The sequence below is a fragment of the Robiginitalea sediminis genome (assembly GCF_002198115.1).
Classification (GTDB): Bacteria; Bacteroidota; Bacteroidia; order Flavobacteriales; family Flavobacteriaceae; genus Robiginitalea; species Robiginitalea sediminis.
In genome coordinates this window covers 217,977-237,573 of record NZ_NGNR01000002.1, presented here as the reverse complement: position 1 = coordinate 237,573, position 19,597 = coordinate 217,977, and the positions used below count along the sequence as shown (strand labels likewise).

Genomic DNA, 19,597 nt, shown 5'->3' with positions numbered 1-19,597 from the left:
GACGACGGAATCCGAAGCCAACGCTTACAAAAATAGGATTTATCGCCTTGCTTTCAAATAAACGGAACTTTCTTTTCCTGGGTGTGATTTTGCTGGCGTCGCTTGGATTATCGGCTCAGGAGGGTGCCCCTGTTGCCCTTCCCATAGCCCCCGTAGGAGATTCCCTTGTAGCCCCCGACCTCTCCGACCTCATGGTGGAAATGGGGCAGGCCCCGGACACGACCCTTCAGGATACGATTCAACCTTCCGGAGGAGCTTTGCTGGATAAGGTCATCTACAAGGCCAAGGATTATGTCCGCATCAACCAGAAGGAAAAGAAAATCTACCTCTACAATGAGGCGGAGATCTATTACCAGGATACCGAGCTAAAGGCCGGTGTTATCGTACTGGACTACGTGAATAATGAGGTCTATGCCGGGCGGATCAAGGATTCGCTGGGCACCTATTCCCAGCTGCCCTTCTTCAAACAGGGTTCCAACGAGGTCATCCCGGATTCTATCCGCTTTAACTTCAAATCCGAAAAAGCCATTATCTGGAATTCCCGCACCGAACAGCAGGCCGGTGGGATCGGGCGCCTGGGAAGCGAAGCGATGAAGGTGTATGCCCAGCGGACCAAGAAGGAAAACGACTCGGTTTACTTCCTCAGCGAAGGCCGTATTACCACCTCCAAAGACACGCTGGACCCGGACTATTACATCCGGATCCGCAAGGCCAAATTTGTTCCGGGTAAAAAGGTGATCGCGGGCTACAGCAACCTGTATATTGTGGATGTCCCAACCCCCGTGGCCCTGCCCTTTGCCTACTTTCCGCTTACCGTAGGGCGCACTGCGGGGATTATGATGCCAACCTTCGGCAACGATGCCCGCCGGGGTTACTTCCTTCAAAACGGGGGGTATTACCTGCCCATTTCGGATTATGTGGACCTCACCCTTACGGGAGACCTGTATACCAACGGTAGCTACGGCTTCCGGACACAAAGCGTCTATGCCAAACGGTACCGTTTCCGGGGGAACCTGAATTTCCGGTACGAAAACCTGGTGACCTCGCAGAAAGGTTTCGACGATTACAGCCGGACCACCATCTACAACATCCAGATGAGCCACAGCCAGGACCCTAAGTCTAACCCGAATTCCCGGTTTTCCGCCTCGGTGAACCTGGGGAGCAGCCAGTATTTCCGGAACTCCCTTATCCAGCAAAACCTGCCCAACACCCAGGTAAACAACCTCTCTTCTTCCATTTCATATTCGAAAACCTTCCCGGCCTACCCCTCGGTGAATGTAAGCCTTACAGCAACCCATAACCAGAATACCAACACCGATGTTGTAGATGTGACCCTGCCCACCCTGCAGGCCAGTATGGAGCGGATTTTCCCTTTTGCCAAAAGGGACGGGATCAAGAAAGGGGCCATTCAGAATATCAACTTCCAGTACGACCTGAACGGCCGCAACAGTATCCGAACCAACAGTGAGGACTTCCTGACCGGCCGGATGTTTGACGATGCCCGGATGGGAGCCCGCCACCGCATCCCTATCGCAACCAACTTCAAGGTTGCCAAGTATTTCAGTGTCAGCCTGGGCGGTACTTACGAGGAAATCTGGACAGGAGACACCTTTGACCAGCGTTACGACGAGGAAACTCAAACCATTGTGCGCGATACGGTAGAAGGTTTTGACCGGTTTAACCAATACAGCCTCAATGCCAGTATAGGGACCACCCTGTACGGTACCTTCAACTTCGGGGAAGATAAGACCATCCAGGCACTCCGGCATATCGTAAGGCCGCAAGTGAGCTATGGCTGGGCGCCCTCCTTCGACCAGTATTACGAAGAGGTGGTCAATGAAACCACGGGTGATCAGATCTATTTTACACGCTTCGAAAACACCCTCTACGGCACCCCAAGAAGGCAACAATCCAGCTCTATGTCCTTTTCCCTGGCCAACACCCTGGAGGCTAAGGTCCGGGACCGGGATTCGACTGCCACAGAGCCCAAAAAGATTTTTCTGCTCAACAGCCTGAACTTCAGCACGAGTTACAACTTTGAAGCGGACTCCTTAAAACTGAGCCCGATAAGTATGACCGGAGGGACCAATTTGCTGGACAACAAGATGTCTGTCAACTTCGGTGCCAGCCTGGACCCCTACACCATCGACAACAATGGACGACGGATCAATACCCTCAACATCAACAGCGGCGGAGGCCTGCTGCGCCTTACCAATGCCAGGCTCAATATCAGTTACCGCCTGAGCAGCGAAGATTTCAGGCGGGACGAAGCGGGCGACCGTGAAGACGAGGATGACCCCTATAGCGGAGATAACTACGTAGCCGCCAGTGGTGGCCGTACGGACGATTTGTTTGGCCGGGCCGAAAACTTTAACCAGAGCGCTTTCGACAACCGGGACCCTGACAATGTGGAAAACCCTTCCTGGGGATCCAAAATACCCTGGGATGTGCGACTCCAGTATGCTATGAATTACACCAACACCAACCGAAACGGAGATATTTCCAACCATTCCCTGATGTTCTCGGGGAATATCAGTTTGTCCCCGCGCTGGGAGGTGGGGGTCTCCTCGTCCTACGATTTTGTCCGCAACGGTTTTGGGGTCACGCAACTTCGATTCCAGCGGGATTTGGGTAGTTTCAACCTGAAGTTTGACTGGACGCCGTTCGGGCAATTCGAACGCTGGTACTTTTTTATAGGCATCAAGGCCAGCGTCCTGAAAGACCTGAAATGGGAAAACCGGAGCCAGCGCTCTAATTTTAACTAAACGCAAAACCGATGAAAAGGATCATCAAAACCCCGGACGCCCCGGCACCCATAGGGCCCTACAACCAGGCTGTAATGTACGGCAATACCCTTTATGTTTCCGGACAAATAGGGTTGGTCCCCGCTACCGGGGAATTGAAAGACGCCAGTATTGAAGACGAAACCAAGCAGGTGATGGAAAACCTGAAGGCTGTGCTGGCCGCTGCAGACATGGGGTTCGACAATGTGGTTAAGGCGAGCATCTTCGTGGCCGACATGCACCAGTTTAGCCGGATCAATGCCGTGTATGGCGGTTATTTTGACCCTGAAACCGCCCCGGCGCGGGAAACGGTTGAAGTGGCCAACCTGCCCAAGTTTGTCAATGTGGAAATTTCTGTGATTGCCATTGGTGGGTAGTAGCCTTCAGCACCTGGTCTAAGGTTTGGGAGTTGCCATTTTTGGTGGGTGGGTTAGCATCCAGATTTTAGGGTCGACCGTTTGGGGGGGTATCTCCCCCACCCCAATACCAAGTTACGGATTGCAGCTGCAAGCCCCAAGCACTTTGCCGTTTAAACCCGGGGGTGTAATTTTCAACACACTTACCTAAAGGGGCCCCAAAACCCCCAGATTCAAGTTATTGTCTTTCCCTGCAATCCCCTCGCAGTTCGACCAGAAAATGTTCTAAATCAGTATTATTTCAGATTTCAAATCTGGAGGACCCCCCCGCCCTTATAGGGACAACATAACCTTCCAGGCTGCAAAAACCCATCGGAACCAGTGCAATTCCAAGCACAAACCTTAATCCCCGCATAACTCATAAATAACTAGAACCAGCCATAGCGGGTTACCCATTAGCTATTAGTCAAGGGCTGCCTTACTCCATGAGAAATGTTCACCCCGAGCAACAGTGTGCAGGTGTGACCGAATCGTGAAAGAAATCAGGAAACGCTCCCGGACAGGGAACGTTAAATCGTATCCTTGTGGAATTCCACCAGACCGTCTATGGGGCGCTGGCGGATCTGACCCAGAACCAGGTCGTTGCGTTCCACCACAGCCTTGAGCTCATCCTGGAGGTAAAACGCAATACTGCCCACAAAGTGCACCGGCACCTTGGTAGCCAGCTCAAACTGCATCACGTGGTTGTTGATGAACTGCTGGAAACCCTTGTCTATGACCCCTTTGCAGTAGGGGTGCTCCCGGTGTTCCACAATAAACCGGGCAAAGGTGGCCAGGTAGGTATTCGGATTGGGCTTTTTATAGAGATTCTCCTTGATGACATCCGCATCCAGGTTGTATTCCTTGTCGAAGAGGATGCCCAGGTCCTGGGGCATTTTGTGGTAGTAATAGTCGCGTATCAGCTTGCGCCCGAAGAAATTCCCACTCCCGTCGTCCATGAGGATATACCCCAGAGAAGTCACTTTCTGGAAAAGCTGGTGGCCATCGTAGTAGCTACAGTTAGAGCCTGTACCCAGGATACAGACGATTCCCTGGTGGCCGATTTTTGTGGTGGAATAAATGGCGGCATAGGTATCCTCCTTGACCTCCACCTTGGCATTCGGGAAAAAGTCGCTGAAGATCTCCTTGAGAAACTTCCGCATCCGGTCTGTCCCACACCCGGCACCGTAGAAATACAGCCGCTCTACCTTGTGGGCATTGCGGGCCAGTTCAAAGTTATTGGCCAGGCGTTCTTCAATGACTTCTTTGGAAAGCACTTCCGGGCTAAGGCCCAGGGTCTGGGTCATAAAGATCTGGTCGCCTTTCTTGTCGAGGGCAATCCAGTCGGCCTTGGTGGCCCCGCTGTCGGTTATCAGGATCATAGGGTGGAGGCGTAAAAAAAGGGACCTGCCCCCTGCCGGCAATGGGCAATCCGGACAGGTTCCCTAAAGTGAGTCTATGTATTAGAGGCTGTTAACGTGGAGGGCCAGGTCAATCAGTTTGTTGGAATAGCCCGCCTCGTTGTCGTACCAGGAAACCACCTTGAAGAAGCGGCTGTTAAGTTCCATACCGGCTTCTGCATCGAAAATGCTGGTCCGGGAATCCCCCACGAAATCCTGGGAAACCACCGGCTCATCGGTATAACCCAAAATGCCTTTCAGGGCACCTTCTGAGGCGTCTTTCATAGCCTTTTTGATCGCGTCATAGGAAGTCTCCTTCTCCAGGCGCACTGTAAGGTCCACTACAGAGACATCCGCAGTAGGAACCCGGAAAGCCATCCCTGTGAGTTTCCCTTCCAGAGCCGGAATTACCTTGGTAACGGCTTTGGCGGCACCGGTAGAAGCCGGGATGATATTCAATAGGGCACTGCGGCCCCCGCGGTAGTCCTTGCGGGAAGGCCCGTCTACCGTCAGCTGGGTGGCCGTGGTGGCGTGTACCGTGGTCATGAGGCCCTCCTGAATTCCGAAGGCGTCGTCCAGGACCTTAGCGATGGGTGCAAGACAGTTGGTCGTACAGCTCGCGTTGGAAACGATGGTATCGGAGGCCTTCGCCTGGTCGTGGTTAACCCCCATAACGAACATGGGTGCGTCTTTGGAAGGCGCTGAGATAACCACCTTTTTGGCACCGCCGTCTATGTGTTTCTGGGCCATGTCCAGGGTGGTGAAGATACCGGTACATTCGGCTACGATATCGGCGCCCACAGCATCCCACTTCAAGTTGGCCGGGTCGCGTTCCGCAGTAACTCGTACCGTCTTGCCGTTCACTACCAGGTTTCCGTCCTTCACGGCAACCGTGCCTTTAAAGCGGCCATGCACGGAGTCATACTCCAGCAGGTACGCCAGGTGTTCCACATCCAAAAGGTCGTTAATAGCCACAACCTCTACATTATCGCGCTCAAAGGAGGCCCTGAATACCAGGCGCCCTATCCTTCCAAATCCGTTAATTCCAATTCGCAATGCTGCCATTTTTTCTCGTTTTTCTGGTTTATATGGTCATAATATCGGAAACCCGAATAAGTTCCCTGTCTATGGAAGTGTGCCCCTTGATAGCCTCTTCTATGGGCGTGAGCACAATTTCGTTATCGATGATGCCAACCATCAGGTTGGTCTTACCCTCCAGGAGGGCTTCTACGGCCCTAACCCCCATGCGGCTGGCCAGGACCCGGTCGAAGGCGCTGGGGGTTCCGCCCCGCTGCATGTGGCCTAGTACGGAAACCCGCACGTCGTAGATCGGCAAGTGTTCTTCCACGTATTCCTTTAGTTCGAAGACATTCTTGCCGGTTTTGTCCCCTTCGGCCACTACCACTATACTGGAGGACTTCCCGGATTTCTTGCTGCGTTTGAGGGAATCCAGGAGCCTTTCGAGACCCAGGTTTTCTTCCGGGATGAGGATTTCCTCAGCCCCGGCCCCAACGCCTGCATTAAGGGCTATGTGACCCACATCACGACCCATGACTTCCACAAAGAAAAGCCTGTTATGGGAACTGGCCGTATCGCGGATCTTATCGATGGCTTCCACCACCGTATTGAGAGCGGTATCAAAACCGAGGGTATATCGGGTACCCAGGATATCGTTGTCTATGGTCCCGGGGATGCCTATAACCGGGAAGCCGAATTCTTTGTTGAAAATGGTAGCGCCACGGAAGCTTCCGTCCCCGCCGATCACTACAAAGCCCTGTATACCGGCCTTGGTGAGTTGGTCGTGGGCTACCTTCCGCCCTTCCGGGGTTTTGAACTCCATGCAGCGGGCCGATTTCAGGATGGTCCCGCCCTTGTTGATGATATTGTTTACGCTTCGGGCATTCATGGGGAAAAAATCCCCTTCTATCATACCCTGATACCCGCGGTAGATGCCCACGCACTCTATATCGAGGTAGGCGCAGGTCCGGACCACGGAACGAATAGCAGCATTCATTCCGGGGGAGTCCCCTCCTGAAGTCAATACGGCAATCCTCTTAATCGGTTGGTCCATGGTCAAAAATGAATGGCAAAATTAACAAACTTTGGCCAAAAAAGGAATGTCGTGTCGGGAATTCTGGGGTTCCCGGGGCCCGAAAACGATTTCGTAACGAATTTGGGGTTTTCCTGAAAGAAATGTAAAAAATCCGGGGAGCCTTAAAAAGGTTTATGGTCTTTGGCATAAAACCGTATCAAACTGTCTTTCCCGGTGGTGGTAATGGGCACTGCCCGCTGCAGGGTACTGTCCGGTGCGGTCTGGCCGGGGTTTTGCGGCGGGTTTTCCCGCTTTTTGAAGATTTGCCGCAGCAGGTCCTGGAAACTGTTGAAATCCACTTCGTAGGAAAGCCCCACCCCCTGGGTGTATCCCTGGCGTTCTGCCAGGAAAGACTGGATTTCATTCTGCCGGTTGAAAATGCGCATACTCAGGGTGCCCTCTTCATTTAGGAGCAACTGCACCTCGGCATCGCCCGCAACGGCAGATTCGCTCACACCGCCTACCGGTACCCCAAACCGGCCGTTAAACAGGATCCGGTCTGAAATGCGGGTCGAAACGGTAACCCCGATGCGGTCCTCGGTGTTCACATCGGCACCGGGGTCATTGTACCCCGCCTCGTAGGAAACGCCTAGATTGAAGTTTTCATCGCCACCGCCCAGCACCTGGTTAAACAGGTTGGTGGTGGCGGACCCGATGAGGCTCCCGGCCACAGCGTTCTGATTGAGCCCGCTCCCATCGGCCACAAAAGTACCCTGGGCCAGCAGGAAAATGGCATTGCGCTCTTCTACAGTAGGGTCCTGCAGGCGGTATTCCAGCTCCGATTTAATGATTGAGCTGGTACCCGGGAAGCCGATGTCGAACTCCACCGTGGGCTGCTCCAGTTCGCCTGTAAGACGGACCATAACCTCCGTTGGGATGCTTCGCGTGTATGGAGTATTCTCCAATAACGGGGCCGGGTTGGCATTGAGTTCGTACACGGCTTCCATATTGAGGATGGCAGCCAGGGGTTCCCCGTCCCAGTTAATGGTACCCCCCGGTTTTACGCGGAAGGTTCGGTCTATAATACCCCCGTATTTCAGGTTGTACGAACCGGTGACCACCACGAAGTCCCCCCACATATTAAATTTCCCGTTGGTGTTGATCTCAATAAAAATAAGCCCGGCTCCCGTGCCCTTGAGGGAACTGCCGGTTTGCTGGTCTATTACAATTTCCACCTCCGCTTCAGGGGTTACGTCAAGGTCGAAATTCAGTTCCAGCCCCTGGTACTCCCGGAGTGTGCGTTCGGCCTCCAGGGCCTCCAGGCTGCCTCTTTGCACAAAATTGATAAAGCTGTAATCGCCCACTGTGGCCACATCGCTGATTGGGATTTTCAGGGAAGTCCCCCGGGCTGTGGAACCTTCAAAGTCGATATTCAGAGCGCTTGTTGGTCCGTAAATCCGACCAAAACCCGTGGCGAAGGCCTGGCCGTAGTACAATTCATCTTCGTCGTATTCCGTATTGAGGATCAGAAGGCGATCCCCTTCAGTATCTACATTGAGGTTCAGCAACCAGTCATCGAAAGCCGTGTGGGAAATAGTCCCATCCAGCACAGCCCTTGTCCCCTCGTCCACATCCGTAAGGCGGATGCTTTGAAAATCGAAGGTCTGGTCCTGAAGCCTGATTGTGGAATTGGGGGCAAAATCGTAGTTGACATTCAGGTAAGGGATCCCCAGGCCCGCCCCGGTAAGGGTGAGCAAACCGGAGATATCGGGGTTTCTGAGGTCGCCCCGGATCTGGGCTGTCCCGTTGACATTCCCACGGATTTGGTCAATGACCCCCTCCCCAAGCGGGCTGAAAGGGTCCAGCTGAAAATCGGTAAAACTGGCCATCAGGTTGGCCGTGGGGTACTCCTCCCGGTTCAGAATGGTTCCGATAACGGAAAATTTCTCCCGCCCCGCTTCCGAGAGCAGGGTATTGACCGAGAACTCTGTGAGGTCCTTGTTTCCCACAATCCCGATATCCAACTCCCCGAGTTGCATCCCGTTGATGCCGAAATCGCCTATTTTCAGGTTTCCGATAGGCAGGTATACATCGTCCTCCTGCCGGACATTGAGCACCCCGTTCACCTCTCCGGTGAGTTTCAGGCTGTCTATGGCAGGTGTAATCTTATTCAGGGATACGATTTTAAAGCGCAACTCCAGGTCTTTATAGGTGGAATCTGCCATGGATCCGTTCAGGACAATTTCCTCCCGTTCTTCATTATTCATGACGATTTCCTCTATCTGAATGCTGTCAAGGCTACTGTTGACGATAACCTTATTGCGGTTATTCCCCTGCCGGTTCAGGACCCACGTATTGCCTTTAAAGCTCACATCGGAACGCTTCAGGCCAATGACCGAACGGTTTTGCTCGTTGAAGGTGTGGTAAAAGTTCAGGTTGTAGCGGTCGTTATACTGGCTACCCCCCTTGAATTCCGTACGGAAAAACAGGGTGTCATTCAGGGTGGTGTTGATCAATTCAAAATCCTTGAGGTCATAATAGACTGTGGAGACCTCTTCCACCGAGACATAGGTGTTGAAAAGGGGGTTTTTGTTGTCTATACGCACATCCACCTCCCCCAGACGATTGCCAAATGCCGCAATGTCCGGCGACTTAAAGTTAAGCTTGAAATCGCCCTCATCTGCTGCAATGTCGCCCCGGATAAAGGTATTGGGCCCGAAGGATACCTCCGGGTAAAAGACTTCGACAATCTTGTTGTAAATCCTGAAATTAAAACTCAGCTGCTGCCCGCCGGATATTTGGTAGGGCTTGTAATTGGTGTAAATACTACCCACGGAATTCTGCAACAGCCGCCCCAGTTCCCGGACCCGGAACCTCCCGCGCATATAGCCGGTAATGATATCCGGGGAATTGATCTCCACCGTGCGCAGGGAATCTTCGCCAACCCGGGAAACAACCTGGAAGTCTTCGAAATAATAGGTGTTGTTGGCATTCTGGAACTGGGTCTTGCTAAAGCGCATTTCACCCCGGATGTTGTCCGGGTCATCCCCGGTGATGTCCATGTCGATGTTCCCCTTGAAGACGGACACGGAATCCGAAATAAAATTTACGGCATGCAGGTCTGCATGGTCTACCGAGGCGACAAAATTGAAGGTGTTGGGCTGGCTTCCGAAATCCGCAAGCCCCTTGAAGGTAAAGACCATATTGGGGTCGCGGCTGTTGAGGGAGCCGTCGAAGAGCTGGTCCTTCAGCACCCCGGAAACAGAGATATCCCTGTAGTCATACCCGTTAAACCCAAAGGTGTAAACCTCCCCGATCACCTCGGTATTGAGTTTGTCCTGGGTGAATCCCTGACCTTCCACATTCACATCGAGGGTAGACCTGCCAAAGGAGGGGTTCCCGGTAAACCGGCCCAGGTCGAAATCGATCAGGGAAACAAACCCCCGGTAGGCCGCGTTGTCCACATTGGTGATCCCACTCAGGTCCAGGTCCGCATAGCAGTTGCCGATACGGCTGTTGATATTGACCTGGGCAGCTACGGTATTTTCTGTGATCTGGGAACTCCCGCGGACAGTGAACTGCCCCAGTTTCTCCATGGAGGAAGGCAGGGTATTGCCCAGGAGGTTGGGCATGAGCCCCCGCATCTGATAATACGTCGTGGTGATATCCCGGATCTGGGCATCCAGGCTGAATGGCGCTTCTTTACTGAAGAGGTTGGCGAAATCGAAGGTGCCGCGGATGCCTGTCTGGTCGGTGACCAGAAAGAGGTCTTCCAGGCGGAGGGCGTTCAGGGTGCCGGATACCCCGGTGCTGAACATCGCCTTGCGGCCCGTGCCGAATACATCGTAAAGCCGGTTGACCTCATCCAGGCCCACTTCCGATTGTTCGAAATTGGCCGTAATGCGGACCTTGTCGGTAAAGGAAGCCAGATCCTCCCGTTGGTAGTCGAATACCAAACCTCCCCGGATATCGGATTCCGGGGTACGGATCCGGAGGGTATCGAAGCGCATTTGCTCCCTGGTATAGGTAAAGGCCGTGGAAAGGGTATCGATCTGAAGGTCCCTTGGGCTTTTCAAGGACATCCCCCGGATCTGGACGCGAACCTGAGGCCCGAGGATAGTGAATTCCTCTGCATCGATGTTGAGCCTGCTGAAATTTAGGATGGTGGGTTTCTCCAGGTTCTCGTCCACAAGCGAAAAACGGCTGTCCTCCACTTCAATGCCCGAGGCGTAGAAGTAAAATGGAGGCGTCCCGGGGTCCCGTGGCTTACCGTCGTCCAGCTTATCTATAAAAATCCCCAGGTTCGTATCCGGGGCATCCCGGTAGGTTTTCATGTTCAGGTACAACCCTTCGATGTCGATGTCCCCGAACTCCAGGGTTCCTCCCACCAGGTCCCGCAAACTCAGGATGGAGGTGTTCAGGTCCCGGATATATGCAAGGGTATCTCCCTTGTAATCTTCAATGTAGATGTCCCTTAACGCCGTATCCCAGCTAATGAGGGAAATCCGGAGCCGGTCTATCCGGATATCGGTCCCGAAATCCCGGTTGATCCGTTCGGTAGCCATTTGCGCGAGCCGCGTCTGGACCGCAGGCAGGGAAAGGACCACCGTGCCCAGGACACAGACCACCAGGACAACCAGCAGTATGCGGACGACTATTTTGCGAAGTTTCCTGATAGACCCTATTGTTTTACCTTTGCGTATCCAAAATCCGTTCCAAACCAAGGTGAGCCTGCCCCCTGTTTACATCCTGGCGATAGAATCTTCCTGCGACGACACCTCCGCTTCCGTTTTGCGGGGCGCGGAGGCGCTGAGCAACGTGGTGGCCACACAGCACATCCACGAAGAATACGGGGGTGTGGTCCCCGAGTTGGCGTCCCGGGCCCACCAGCAACATATTGTCCCCCTGGTACACCAGGCCCTGGCCAAAGCAAATATCGACAAAAAACAGCTATCCGCCATAGCTTTTACTCGGGGGCCGGGACTGCTCGGATCCCTCCTGGTGGGCACCTCCTTTGCTAAATCCCTTTCCCTGGGTCTGGGCATCCCGCTAATTGAGGTCAACCACATGGAAGCCCATGTCCTGGCGCATTTCCTGGAAACCCCCGGGAAGCAACCGCCCCCCTTCCCCTTTCTCGCCATGACCATAAGCGGGGGGCATACCCAGATTATCCGCGTGGACGATTATTTCCGGATGGAAATCCTGGGGGAAACCCTGGACGACGCTGCAGGGGAAGCCTTCGATAAAAGCGCAAAGCTCCTGGGGTTTCCCTACCCGGGGGGCCCGCTTATAGACAAGCACGCCGCCCAGGGAGACCCCACGCGGTTCACATTCCCCATCCCCAAGGTAGGTGGGTTCGATTTCAGCTTCAGCGGCCTGAAAACAAGTATCCTGTATTTCCTGCAGCGGGAAACGGCAGCCAACCCGGATTTCATCTCACAAAACCGGGACGATATCTGTGCTTCCATTCAATACACTATTGTACGGATCCTGATGCAAAAGCTCCGGAAAGCAAGCAAAGCAACAGGCATAAAACACGTAGCTATCGGGGGCGGGGTATCGGCCAACAGCGGGATCCGCCAGGCCCTGAAGGATGCCGAGCGCGAATGGGGATGGACTACTTACATCCCGCCATTCGAATACTGTACAGACAATGCGGCCATGATAGGAATTGTGGGCTATTTCAAGTATCTTCAAGGGGATTTTGCCACCCTAAACGTCAGTGCCAAGGCGCGCTACCGCCTGGGCAGTTAAACAGTACCCTATGGCTTACGACACCTCCCTCGAAATGAGAATAAATACCCTGCTTACCCGCCGCGGGGACGATGCGTACAAGCACATGGAACTCAAAAAGATGTTTGGTGGCCTGGCCTACCTGTATAAAGGCAAGATGAGTATCGGCATCATTGCCGATGAACTCATGGCCAGGGTCCCTGCTTCAGCGATGGAGGAAGCCCTGGAGCGCTACGGCGCCCGTCCGATGGATTTTACAGGCCGCACCATGAAGGAATTTGTACAGGTCGCTCCTGAAGGGCTGCGTACCGAGGCCGACTTAACGACCTGGATCGAGTGGGGACTGGCACATGCCCGGGCCAAATGCGGGGAAGAACATCAATAGAGGCGCATGAATTATTTCTATCAGGAAAACCTGGACAACAGCGTAACCCAATTTGCCTTCTCACCGGAAGAAAGCCGGCATATGGTTAAAGCCCTTCGCAAGCGCGAAGGGGATACCGTCCACATCACCAATGGGAAAGGACTGGTTTTTACCGCCGAAATCCTGGAGGCCAACCCAAAGCGCTGCATGGGGCGGATCCTGGAAACGCGGAAAGTACACCCCACCATGCACAGCCTCCATCTGGCCGTGGCCCCTACCAAAAAAGCAGATCGTTTTGAATGGTTTCTGGAAAAGGCCACAGAGATGGGCGTAGACCAGATTACCCCGGTGATTTGCGAACACTCCGAGCGGGAACACCTGCAAATGGAGCGTATGCGACGCATCCTGCAGGAAGCCATGAAACAAAGCCTCAGGGCGTACCTGCCTACCCTCAGCGATCCGGTGCCCCTTGTCACCTTCCTGGAAGGGAAGCATCCCGGCCTGAAGTTTATAGCCCATTGCGAGGAGGACGACAAGGTAGAGCTCAAAAGGCGGCTGGCGGCAGACAAGGACGTGGTGGTGCTGATCGGACCCGAGGGGGATTTCAGCCCATCGGAAATCCGGATGGCCGAGGACAAGGGCTTCCTTCCGGTATCCCTGGGGCAGTACCGCTTGCGCACCGAAACGGCAGCCCTGATGGCCTGCGCCGTGGTCAACCTGATAAATGGCGGCTAAGCCTAAGGACACAACTCCCGCTTTATCACTACATTTGAATTCAGGCGAGTCTAATAGCCTGGAACCATGAGGCAGCTTTTCTTTCTCTTCCTGCTGATTCCCTTTACCTGGGGATACGGACAACAGCTTGCCATCCTCAAATACCGGGGAGGAGGCGATTGGTATGCAAACCCAACTGCCCTGCCCAACCTCTCCCGCTTCTGCAATGCTGAAATTGGGACAGAGCTGGAAGCAGACCCAGCCACCGTGGAGGCAGACAGCCCGGCGGTCTTCCAGTACCCCTTCTTACACATGACCGGGCATGGCAATGTCCTGTTCAGCGATACGGAAGCCGAAAACCTACGGCAGTACCTGATGGGAGGCGGTTTCCTGCATATAGATGACAATTACGGGATGGCACCCTACCTGGAAAAGGAAATTCCGAAATTATTCCCGGACCTCCCCCTGGAAGAGCTACCGGCCAACCACCCCATTTTCCAGGAACCGTTTGCCTTCCCCGAGGGTCTGCCCAAAATCCACGAACACGACGGGAAGCGGCCCCAGGCCCTGGGCATAACCTATGAAGGAAGGCTTATCCTGTTGTTCACCTTCGAGACAGACCTGGGGGACGGATGGGAAGACCCGGCGGTACACAACGATCCGGAGCCCGTACGGAGGAAGGCCCTGCAGATGGGAGCCAACATCGTGAATTACGCCTTCAAAAACTGATTGTATGAACGCCAAGACCTTAGCTAGTGGCATTGTTCGGGCTGTTTTAATCCTGGTGGCCATTGGGCTGTTTTGCTATTTCCTCTACCTGGTGCGTTCTGTAATTGCCTACGTCAGCATTGCAGCCGTGACAGCCCTTATCGGCCGCCCCGTGGTACTCTTCCTGCGGCGTCGGGTCAAATTCCCGAATACCCTGGCCGTTGTCGTAACCATGGTTCTGATGCTGGGGGTATTGGTTGGCCTGGTATCCTTATTCGTCCCGGTCCTGACCGAGCAGGGCAAAAACCTGTCCCTACTCCATATGGACGACCTGGAACGGGACCTGGAACGCCTCTACCGGGAGGTTACTACCTTCCTGGGCACCTCCCCCCAATCTTTCAGCGCCATGGTGCAGGAATCCGAATGGGGCGGCAGCTTCCTGAACGAACTCGATTTCGGCTTTATCCCCAAACTGCTCAACTCCTTCGTTGCCGTCTTGAGCAGCCTCAGCATCGGTCTGTTTTCCGTGCTGTTTATCTCCTTTTTCTTCCTGAAGGATAGCCGCCTTTTTGAAAATGCGCTCCTCACCCTGGTGCCACAGAGCAAGGAAAGCCGGCTGAAGCATTCCATTGAAAAAATCAAGGGGTTGCTATCCCGGTATTTTATAGGGCTGCTTGGTCAGATTCTGGTACTATTTGCCATTTATACCATTGTCCTGCTCCTGGTGGGGATCGAGAACGCCCTGGTCATTGCCTTCCTTTGCGCCCTGTTCAATGTCATCCCCTACGTGGGTCCCATCATAGGCGGAGTCATCATGGTGGTCCTGACCATGACCAGTAACCTGGGTGCTGATTTCAGCACCGTGATCCTCCCGGACGTAGGTTGGGTCCTGCTGGGCCTCGCCATTGGACAAGCGGTAGACAACTTCTTTTCCCAGCCTTTTATCTTCTCTAACAGTGTCCGGTCGCACCCCCTGGAAATCTTCCTGATCATCATCATAGCCGGGCTCCTTTTCGGGGTAGTGGGAATGATCGTCGCCGTGCCCGGATATACCGCCATAAAGGTTATTTTAAAGGAATTCCTATCCGATAACAAGATCGTTCAGAAACTCACCAGAGATTTATAGCATTGCTTTGAATAAAGAAATTCTAAATACTGGTGTACAGAATTTTATAAAAAATAATTTAACCACTGACATAGTGTCAGTAGCCCTCTCAAAATCCCCTTTTGACGGGGTTACGCCCCGGGAACTCGCAACGCAGGTCTCCGGGGCCCAAACCCTGGCACAGAAATCCCCTTTCTGGGCATCGGCTACAGGAATCTATTACCCCCCTAAACTTCATTTGGAGCAGGCCTCCTCGGAAATCACGGCACGGTTCAAGGCCGGTTTGGTTTCGGGCGAAATCCTGGTAGACCTGACCGGTGGGATGGGTCTGGATACTTCCTTTTTTGCCGCCGCAGTAACCACTGTACACTACTGTGAAATTGATCTCCGCCTGGCCGAAATTACCGCACACAATTTTGCAGCCCTCGGAATCAAGAACATTGTCGTACATGCCAAGGACGGCCTTGAAGTACTCCGTACGCTTCGCCATGGAGGTTTAAAGGCAGATTGGCTCTACGCCGACCCGGCCAGGAGGGGGAAGGATGGGGGCAAAGTCTTCCGGCTGGAGGAGTACACCCCGGATGTTCTTTCCCACCTTGCAGAATGGCTGGAGTCGGCAGATAACCTCCTGCTGAAAACCTCCCCCCTGCTGGATATCACCCAGGGCATCCGGCAGCTGGGCCCGGTAAAGGCGGTTTATGTCATCGGGGTCCACAACGAGGTAAAGGAACTCCTTTGGCACCTCCAACCCGGGTGTACAGGAGCCCCCCGGATTACCGCCGTGGATTTGGCCCGCGACACCTGGCCCTCCTTTACGTTCCACCCGCAAGATGAGCAAACGGCAGTTGCAGCTTCCGGATCTCCCGAAGGCTACCTTTTCGAACCCCATGCCGCCTTGATGAAGGCCGGGGCCTTCCGCCTGGTGGCCCAGCGCCTCGGGTTAAAAAAATTACATCCCAGTACCCACCTTTACACCGCACAGGCCGACATGCCCCAATTCCCAGGGAGGCGTTTTGAAATCCTAGGTTACATGGGGTACAAAGCTGGGAAACCCCCACTGCGACAAGCCCATGTGGTGAGCCGGAACTTCCCGCTTTCGGTGGCACAGATACGATCTAAAAACCGCATTTCCCCGGGTGGGGATACCTTTCTTTTCTACACCACCCTTGCAGACGGGAAGAAGGCAGTTATAACCGCCCGCCGGTGCACGGATTGAATTTCCTATCTTTAGGAACAACCAACCCGACAACCGATGGAACACCCGCATTTCAACATCAACAGAAGGCGCTTTATGAAAGGAGCAGGCGCCCTGGCCCTGCTGAGCAGTTTCGGCTCCTATGGCATGGACCTCATCTACCGGGGCAAACCCTGGAAGGTCGGGCTTATCGGTACCGGGTGGTACGGAAAAATGGACCTCTGGCGCCTGATGCAGGTGGCCCCCGTGGAGGTGGCAGCCCTATGCGACGCAGACCAGAAGCTCCTGGACGAAGCCGCCGCCATGGTACTGGAACGGGAGCCCTCCGCCAAACCGAGGCTTTTCCGGGATTATCGCAAAATGCTGGCAGAAACCGAAATGGACATCGTACTGATTGCCACCCCGGATCACTGGCACGCCCTGATTGCTATTGAAGCCATCCGGAAGGGTTGTCATGTTTATCTGCAGAAACCCATTAGTGTGGACGTGCTCGAAGGCGAGGCCATCCTGGCGGCCGCAAGGCGGCATGGCAGGACGGTGCAGATCGGGACCCAAAGGCGCAGTACCCCGCATTTGCAGGAAGCCAAACGCCGGATTGTGGATGCAGGCCTGTTGGGCAAGGTAGGCCATGTGGAGATGTGCTGTTACTACCATATGCGGGCTAACGGAAACCCACCGTTGCAGGAGGTCCCGGACCATCTGGATTACCAGATGTGGACCGGGCCGGCGCCGCTCAGGCCCTATGACGGGCTGCCCCATATCCGCTGGTGGCGCACCTTTATGGAGTATGGCAATGGCATTATGGGGGATATGTGCGTGCACATGTTAGACACCGTCCGGTGGCTGCTGGATCTGGGATGGCCCACGCGGATCAGCTCCAGCGGCGGAATCTATGTGCAGAAGGATGGGAAATCCAATATTTCGGACACCCAATCGGCTGTTTTCGAATTCCCGGATTTCAGCTGCCACTGGCAGCACCGCAGCTGGGGCGCCCCGGCAGACCCCGATTACCCCTGGGCCTTTAAGATTTATGGGGAAAAAGGGACCTTGGCGGGCAGCGTGATGCAGTACGACTTCACCCCGGCAGACGGCAGCAACCCCATTCACGGGGACGTGATTTACGAGCGTGAAAAGTATCCGGAAGACGTCAATGAGGCCAATATCGAGTTGCACGCCGTTCCGGCGACCCGCCGGCATATGATCGATTTCCTTGCGGCCATTGAAAACGGCAACCGCCCATTTGCGGACATCGAACAGGGCCATATTTCGTCGGCCAGCTGTATCCTGGCCAACGTGGCCATGGACCTGGGCAGGCCTCTTAGCTATAATCCCGCAAAGCGCATCATCGAAGGAGATCCGGAAGCTACAGGAAGGCTACAACGGCCTTACCGGAGCGGGTATGAGCACCCTGCCGGAACCCTTTAATCCTTCCCAATCATAAGTTGAGGAGCCAGGCTTCCAGCCATTCGACCCACCGGCTCAGGTAGGCGTCTCCACGCGCCATGGCAAAACCGTGGCCGCCTTCCGGCACTAGGTGGAGCGTAGCAGGCCGGCCTGCGGCGCGCATGGCCTCGTAATAAGCCAGGCTGTTTGCCACGGGAACTCCGGTATCGTCTGCAGCGTGCAGCAGGAAAGCGGGCGGGGTTTCGGGCCCTACCTGGAGCTCCGGGGAAAAGAATCGCAGCAAACTATCTGAGGGGGAAGGCCCCAGGAGGGCTTCCCGGGAGCCGGAATGCACGGCAGACGCCGAGAAAGTAATAACCGGATAGACCAAAACGGAGAAATCCGGGCGGGAACTTAGCAAATCGGCACGATCCACAGGTTCGTAGACCCTTGCCTCGTACTGGGTACTCAGGCTCGCGGCCAGGTGGCCTCCGGCAGAAAAGCCCATTACCCCGATTTTACCCGGGTCAATAGTCCATTGGGTAGCTTTTTCCCGCAGCAGCCGCATGGCCCTTTGGGCGTCCGATAAAGGGACCAGGTGGGCCTCGGTAAGGGAGCGGGAATCGGGAAGGCGGTATTTCAGCACCACCCCGGTTATCCCCCTGGCCTGAAGCCATCTGGCAAACTGGGTGCCTTCCCAGTGGTAGGCCAGAATGCGGTACCCGCCTCCAGGCAGGATCAGCACGGCCTTCCCGGTCTGCCGGGTGGTATCGGCCAGGTATACTTCGATTTCCGGCACCTGGACCTTGCTGATGCGCAGAATATCGGTACTGTCGCGTATTTCGGCCTCATTGGTGGGCACGCGGTGTGCGATGGCCCCATCGGGCCAGATCGGGAGCCGGAAGTGCTGGGCTGCACAAGGCAGCACCAGGATCAACAGAAGGGCTAGTAGAGTTTTTTTCATGGCAGCGCGGGTTCTTTTTCCGGACAGGTCCAGATAAAATCGGCTACCGGGTAGCGGGAAGCAGCAGCCAGGTTGTAATGCCACCATTCGGTGCGGACAGACCAGAACCCATGCGCTTCCATGGTCGATTTCAGCAGCGCCCGGCGCTCCAGCACTTCTTTGGGAAGGTCCAGATGGTCGTGGTGGGCCTTAGGGCCGAAGAAATCGAAATCCGTACCCATATCGGCCCGTTGCCCCTCCAGCGTTTCCAGGGTTATATCCACGGCCCCTCCCCGGTTGTGGATAGACCCTTTTTCGGGGTTGGCAACATACTGGGGGTTGGGCACCAGTTCCCACATCCTGAATTGCACCCGGTGGGGCCGGTAGCAATCAAAAAACCGGATCCGGTACCCATGTGGCTTCAGGGCCGCATTGGCCGCCAGCAGGGCCCTGGCGGTAATGGCCCTGGTATAGCATTCCCCACACGGGTAAACGACAGCCTCCAGGAAATTATCGGCGGTGGCATAGCGCATCTCAAACCCGAAAGCCTCGCTGTAATCCGCCAGGCGAACGAACGCGGTGTCGGGCAGTTGCTCCAGGGGGGGCGGGGCGGGTGGGGTCGTTACCTCCGGAGTAATGGCGGTGGTATCGGCAACTTCCATTTTTTCCGGCATGGTACGCGGTGCAGGAGTCGAAGTACCGCCTTCCCGGCATCCGGATACCACGCTCACGGCAACAGCCAGCAGGGCTGGCAGACCTGTTTTAAAGAACTTTGTCGTACTGGGCATGAGCTAAAGATAACCCCTTTTTCAAACCTTCAAAGCCCAAAAAGGATTGTATCT

15 protein-coding genes are annotated in these 19,597 nt (G+C 54.7%); 9 read left to right on the top strand and 6 right to left on the bottom strand.

The genetic code is table 11. From position 1 onward, the window contains the following. The first annotated feature begins 47 nt into the window (after window positions 1-47). Together CA832_RS07345 and CA832_RS07340 are read left to right on the top strand one after the other, a co-directional pair. Complete coding sequence (locus CA832_RS07345; protein WP_088340941.1) at window positions 48-2,765, top strand: putative LPS assembly protein LptD; 2,718 nt, start codon at window positions 48-50, stop codon at window positions 2,763-2,765. A gap of 11 nt (window positions 2,766-2,776) precedes the next feature. Further along, the gene (locus CA832_RS07340) at window positions 2,777-3,160 is read left to right on the top strand and encodes a Rid family detoxifying hydrolase (protein ID WP_088340940.1); all 384 of its coding nucleotides are present in this window, start codon (window positions 2,777-2,779) and stop codon (window positions 3,158-3,160) included. A 548-nt stretch (window positions 3,161-3,708) separates the two neighbouring features. On the opposite strand, the gene CA832_RS07335 is transcribed toward CA832_RS07340, so the two are convergent. The 4 genes from CA832_RS07335 to CA832_RS07320 all read right to left on the bottom strand — a co-directional run bounded on the left by CA832_RS07335 (window position 3,709) and on the right by CA832_RS07320 (window position 11,238). Further along, on the bottom strand, window positions 3,709-4,560 hold the full coding sequence (locus CA832_RS07335) for an N-acetylglucosamine kinase (protein WP_088340939.1): 852 nt from the start codon (window positions 4,558-4,560) through the stop codon (window positions 3,709-3,711). A gap of 81 nt (window positions 4,561-4,641) precedes the next feature. Next, window positions 4,642-5,643 (bottom strand): type I glyceraldehyde-3-phosphate dehydrogenase, encoded by a 1,002-nt coding sequence (gene gap / locus CA832_RS07330; protein ID WP_088340938.1) that lies wholly within the window; start codon window positions 5,641-5,643, stop codon window positions 4,642-4,644. A gap of 19 nt (window positions 5,644-5,662) precedes the next feature. Continuing rightward, window positions 5,663-6,649 (bottom strand): 6-phosphofructokinase, encoded by a 987-nt coding sequence (gene pfkA, locus CA832_RS07325; protein WP_088340937.1) that lies wholly within the window; start codon window positions 6,647-6,649, stop codon window positions 5,663-5,665. A gap of 143 nt (window positions 6,650-6,792) precedes the next feature. After that, a complete protein-coding gene (locus CA832_RS07320) occupies window positions 6,793-11,238 on the bottom strand; it encodes a translocation/assembly module TamB domain-containing protein (protein WP_233131762.1) in 4,446 nt (1,481 codons plus the stop codon). A gap of 97 nt (window positions 11,239-11,335) precedes the next feature. On the opposite strand from CA832_RS07320, the gene tsaD reads away from it, so the two are divergent. From tsaD to CA832_RS07285, 7 genes are all read left to right on the top strand, one after another. Then, window positions 11,336-12,364 carry a tRNA (adenosine(37)-N6)-threonylcarbamoyltransferase complex transferase subunit TsaD gene (tsaD, locus tag CA832_RS07315; RefSeq protein ID WP_233131761.1) on the top strand — a complete coding sequence of 343 codons (1,029 nt, stop codon included), beginning with the start codon at window positions 11,336-11,338 and terminating at the stop codon, window positions 12,362-12,364. Between the two features lie 10 nt (window positions 12,365-12,374). Next, window positions 12,375-12,728: a TfoX/Sxy family protein gene (locus tag CA832_RS07310; RefSeq protein ID WP_143542347.1), complete on the top strand. Its 354-nt coding sequence runs from the start codon at window positions 12,375-12,377 to the stop codon at window positions 12,726-12,728. A gap of 6 nt (window positions 12,729-12,734) precedes the next feature. Beyond that, a complete protein-coding gene (locus CA832_RS07305; RefSeq protein ID WP_088340935.1) occupies window positions 12,735-13,442 on the top strand; it encodes a 16S rRNA (uracil(1498)-N(3))-methyltransferase in 708 nt (235 codons plus the stop codon). Between the two features lie 66 nt (window positions 13,443-13,508). Then, on the top strand, window positions 13,509-14,150 hold the full coding sequence (locus CA832_RS07300) for a DUF4159 domain-containing protein (protein ID WP_088340934.1): 642 nt from the start codon (window positions 13,509-13,511) through the stop codon (window positions 14,148-14,150). A 4-nt stretch (window positions 14,151-14,154) separates the two neighbouring features. Then, window positions 14,155-15,255 carry an AI-2E family transporter gene (locus CA832_RS07295; protein WP_088340933.1) on the top strand — a complete coding sequence of 367 codons (1,101 nt, stop codon included), beginning with the start codon at window positions 14,155-14,157 and terminating at the stop codon, window positions 15,253-15,255. A 73-nt stretch (window positions 15,256-15,328) separates the two neighbouring features. Further along, a complete protein-coding gene (locus tag CA832_RS07290; RefSeq protein ID WP_088340932.1) occupies window positions 15,329-16,450 on the top strand; it encodes a THUMP-like domain-containing protein in 1,122 nt (373 codons plus the stop codon). 36 nt (window positions 16,451-16,486) lie between these two features. Next, window positions 16,487-17,854, top strand: a complete 1,368-nt coding sequence (locus CA832_RS07285) for a Gfo/Idh/MocA family protein (RefSeq protein WP_088340931.1) — start codon at window positions 16,487-16,489, stop codon at window positions 17,852-17,854. 10 nt (window positions 17,855-17,864) lie between these two features. Here CA832_RS07285 and CA832_RS07280 read toward each other — a convergent pair whose 3' ends face one another. Both CA832_RS07280 and CA832_RS07275 read right to left on the bottom strand, forming a co-directional pair. Then, window positions 17,865-18,776: an alpha/beta hydrolase gene (locus CA832_RS07280; protein ID WP_158211898.1), complete on the bottom strand. Its 912-nt coding sequence runs from the start codon at window positions 18,774-18,776 to the stop codon at window positions 17,865-17,867. Beyond that, window positions 18,773-19,543, bottom strand: coding sequence for a M15 family metallopeptidase (locus CA832_RS07275; protein ID WP_233131760.1), 771 nt, complete (start codon window positions 19,541-19,543; stop codon window positions 18,773-18,775). The genes CA832_RS07280 and CA832_RS07275 overlap by 4 nt, the downstream gene beginning before the upstream one ends. Window positions 19,544-19,597: the final 54 nt, after the last annotated feature.

Excerpts from the sequence above, each read along its gene's own strand:
- CA832_RS07340 (WP_088340940.1), top strand. The coding sequence starts at position 2,777 with ATGAAAAGGATCATCAAAACCCCGGACGCCCCGGCACCCATAGGGCCC.
- CA832_RS07335 (WP_088340939.1), bottom strand. The coding sequence starts at position 4,560 with ATGATCCTGATAACCGACAGCGGGGCCACCAAGGCCGACTGGATTGCC.
- gap (WP_088340938.1), bottom strand. The coding sequence starts at position 5,643 with ATGGCAGCATTGCGAATTGGAATTAACGGATTTGGAAGGATAGGGCGC.
- pfkA (WP_088340937.1), bottom strand. The coding sequence starts at position 6,649 with ATGGACCAACCGATTAAGAGGATTGCCGTATTGACTTCAGGAGGGGAC.
- CA832_RS07310 (WP_143542347.1), top strand. The coding sequence starts at position 12,375 with ATGGCTTACGACACCTCCCTCGAAATGAGAATAAATACCCTGCTTACC.
- CA832_RS07305 (WP_088340935.1), top strand. The coding sequence starts at position 12,735 with ATGAATTATTTCTATCAGGAAAACCTGGACAACAGCGTAACCCAATTT.
- CA832_RS07300 (WP_088340934.1), top strand. The coding sequence starts at position 13,509 with ATGAGGCAGCTTTTCTTTCTCTTCCTGCTGATTCCCTTTACCTGGGGA.
- CA832_RS07295 (WP_088340933.1), top strand. The coding sequence starts at position 14,155 with ATGAACGCCAAGACCTTAGCTAGTGGCATTGTTCGGGCTGTTTTAATC.
- CA832_RS07285 (WP_088340931.1), top strand. The coding sequence starts at position 16,487 with ATGGAACACCCGCATTTCAACATCAACAGAAGGCGCTTTATGAAAGGA.
- CA832_RS07280 (WP_158211898.1), bottom strand. The coding sequence starts at position 18,776 with ATGAAAAAAACTCTACTAGCCCTTCTGTTGATCCTGGTGCTGCCTTGT.
- CA832_RS07275 (WP_233131760.1), bottom strand. The coding sequence starts at position 19,543 with ATGCCCAGTACGACAAAGTTCTTTAAAACAGGTCTGCCAGCCCTGCTG.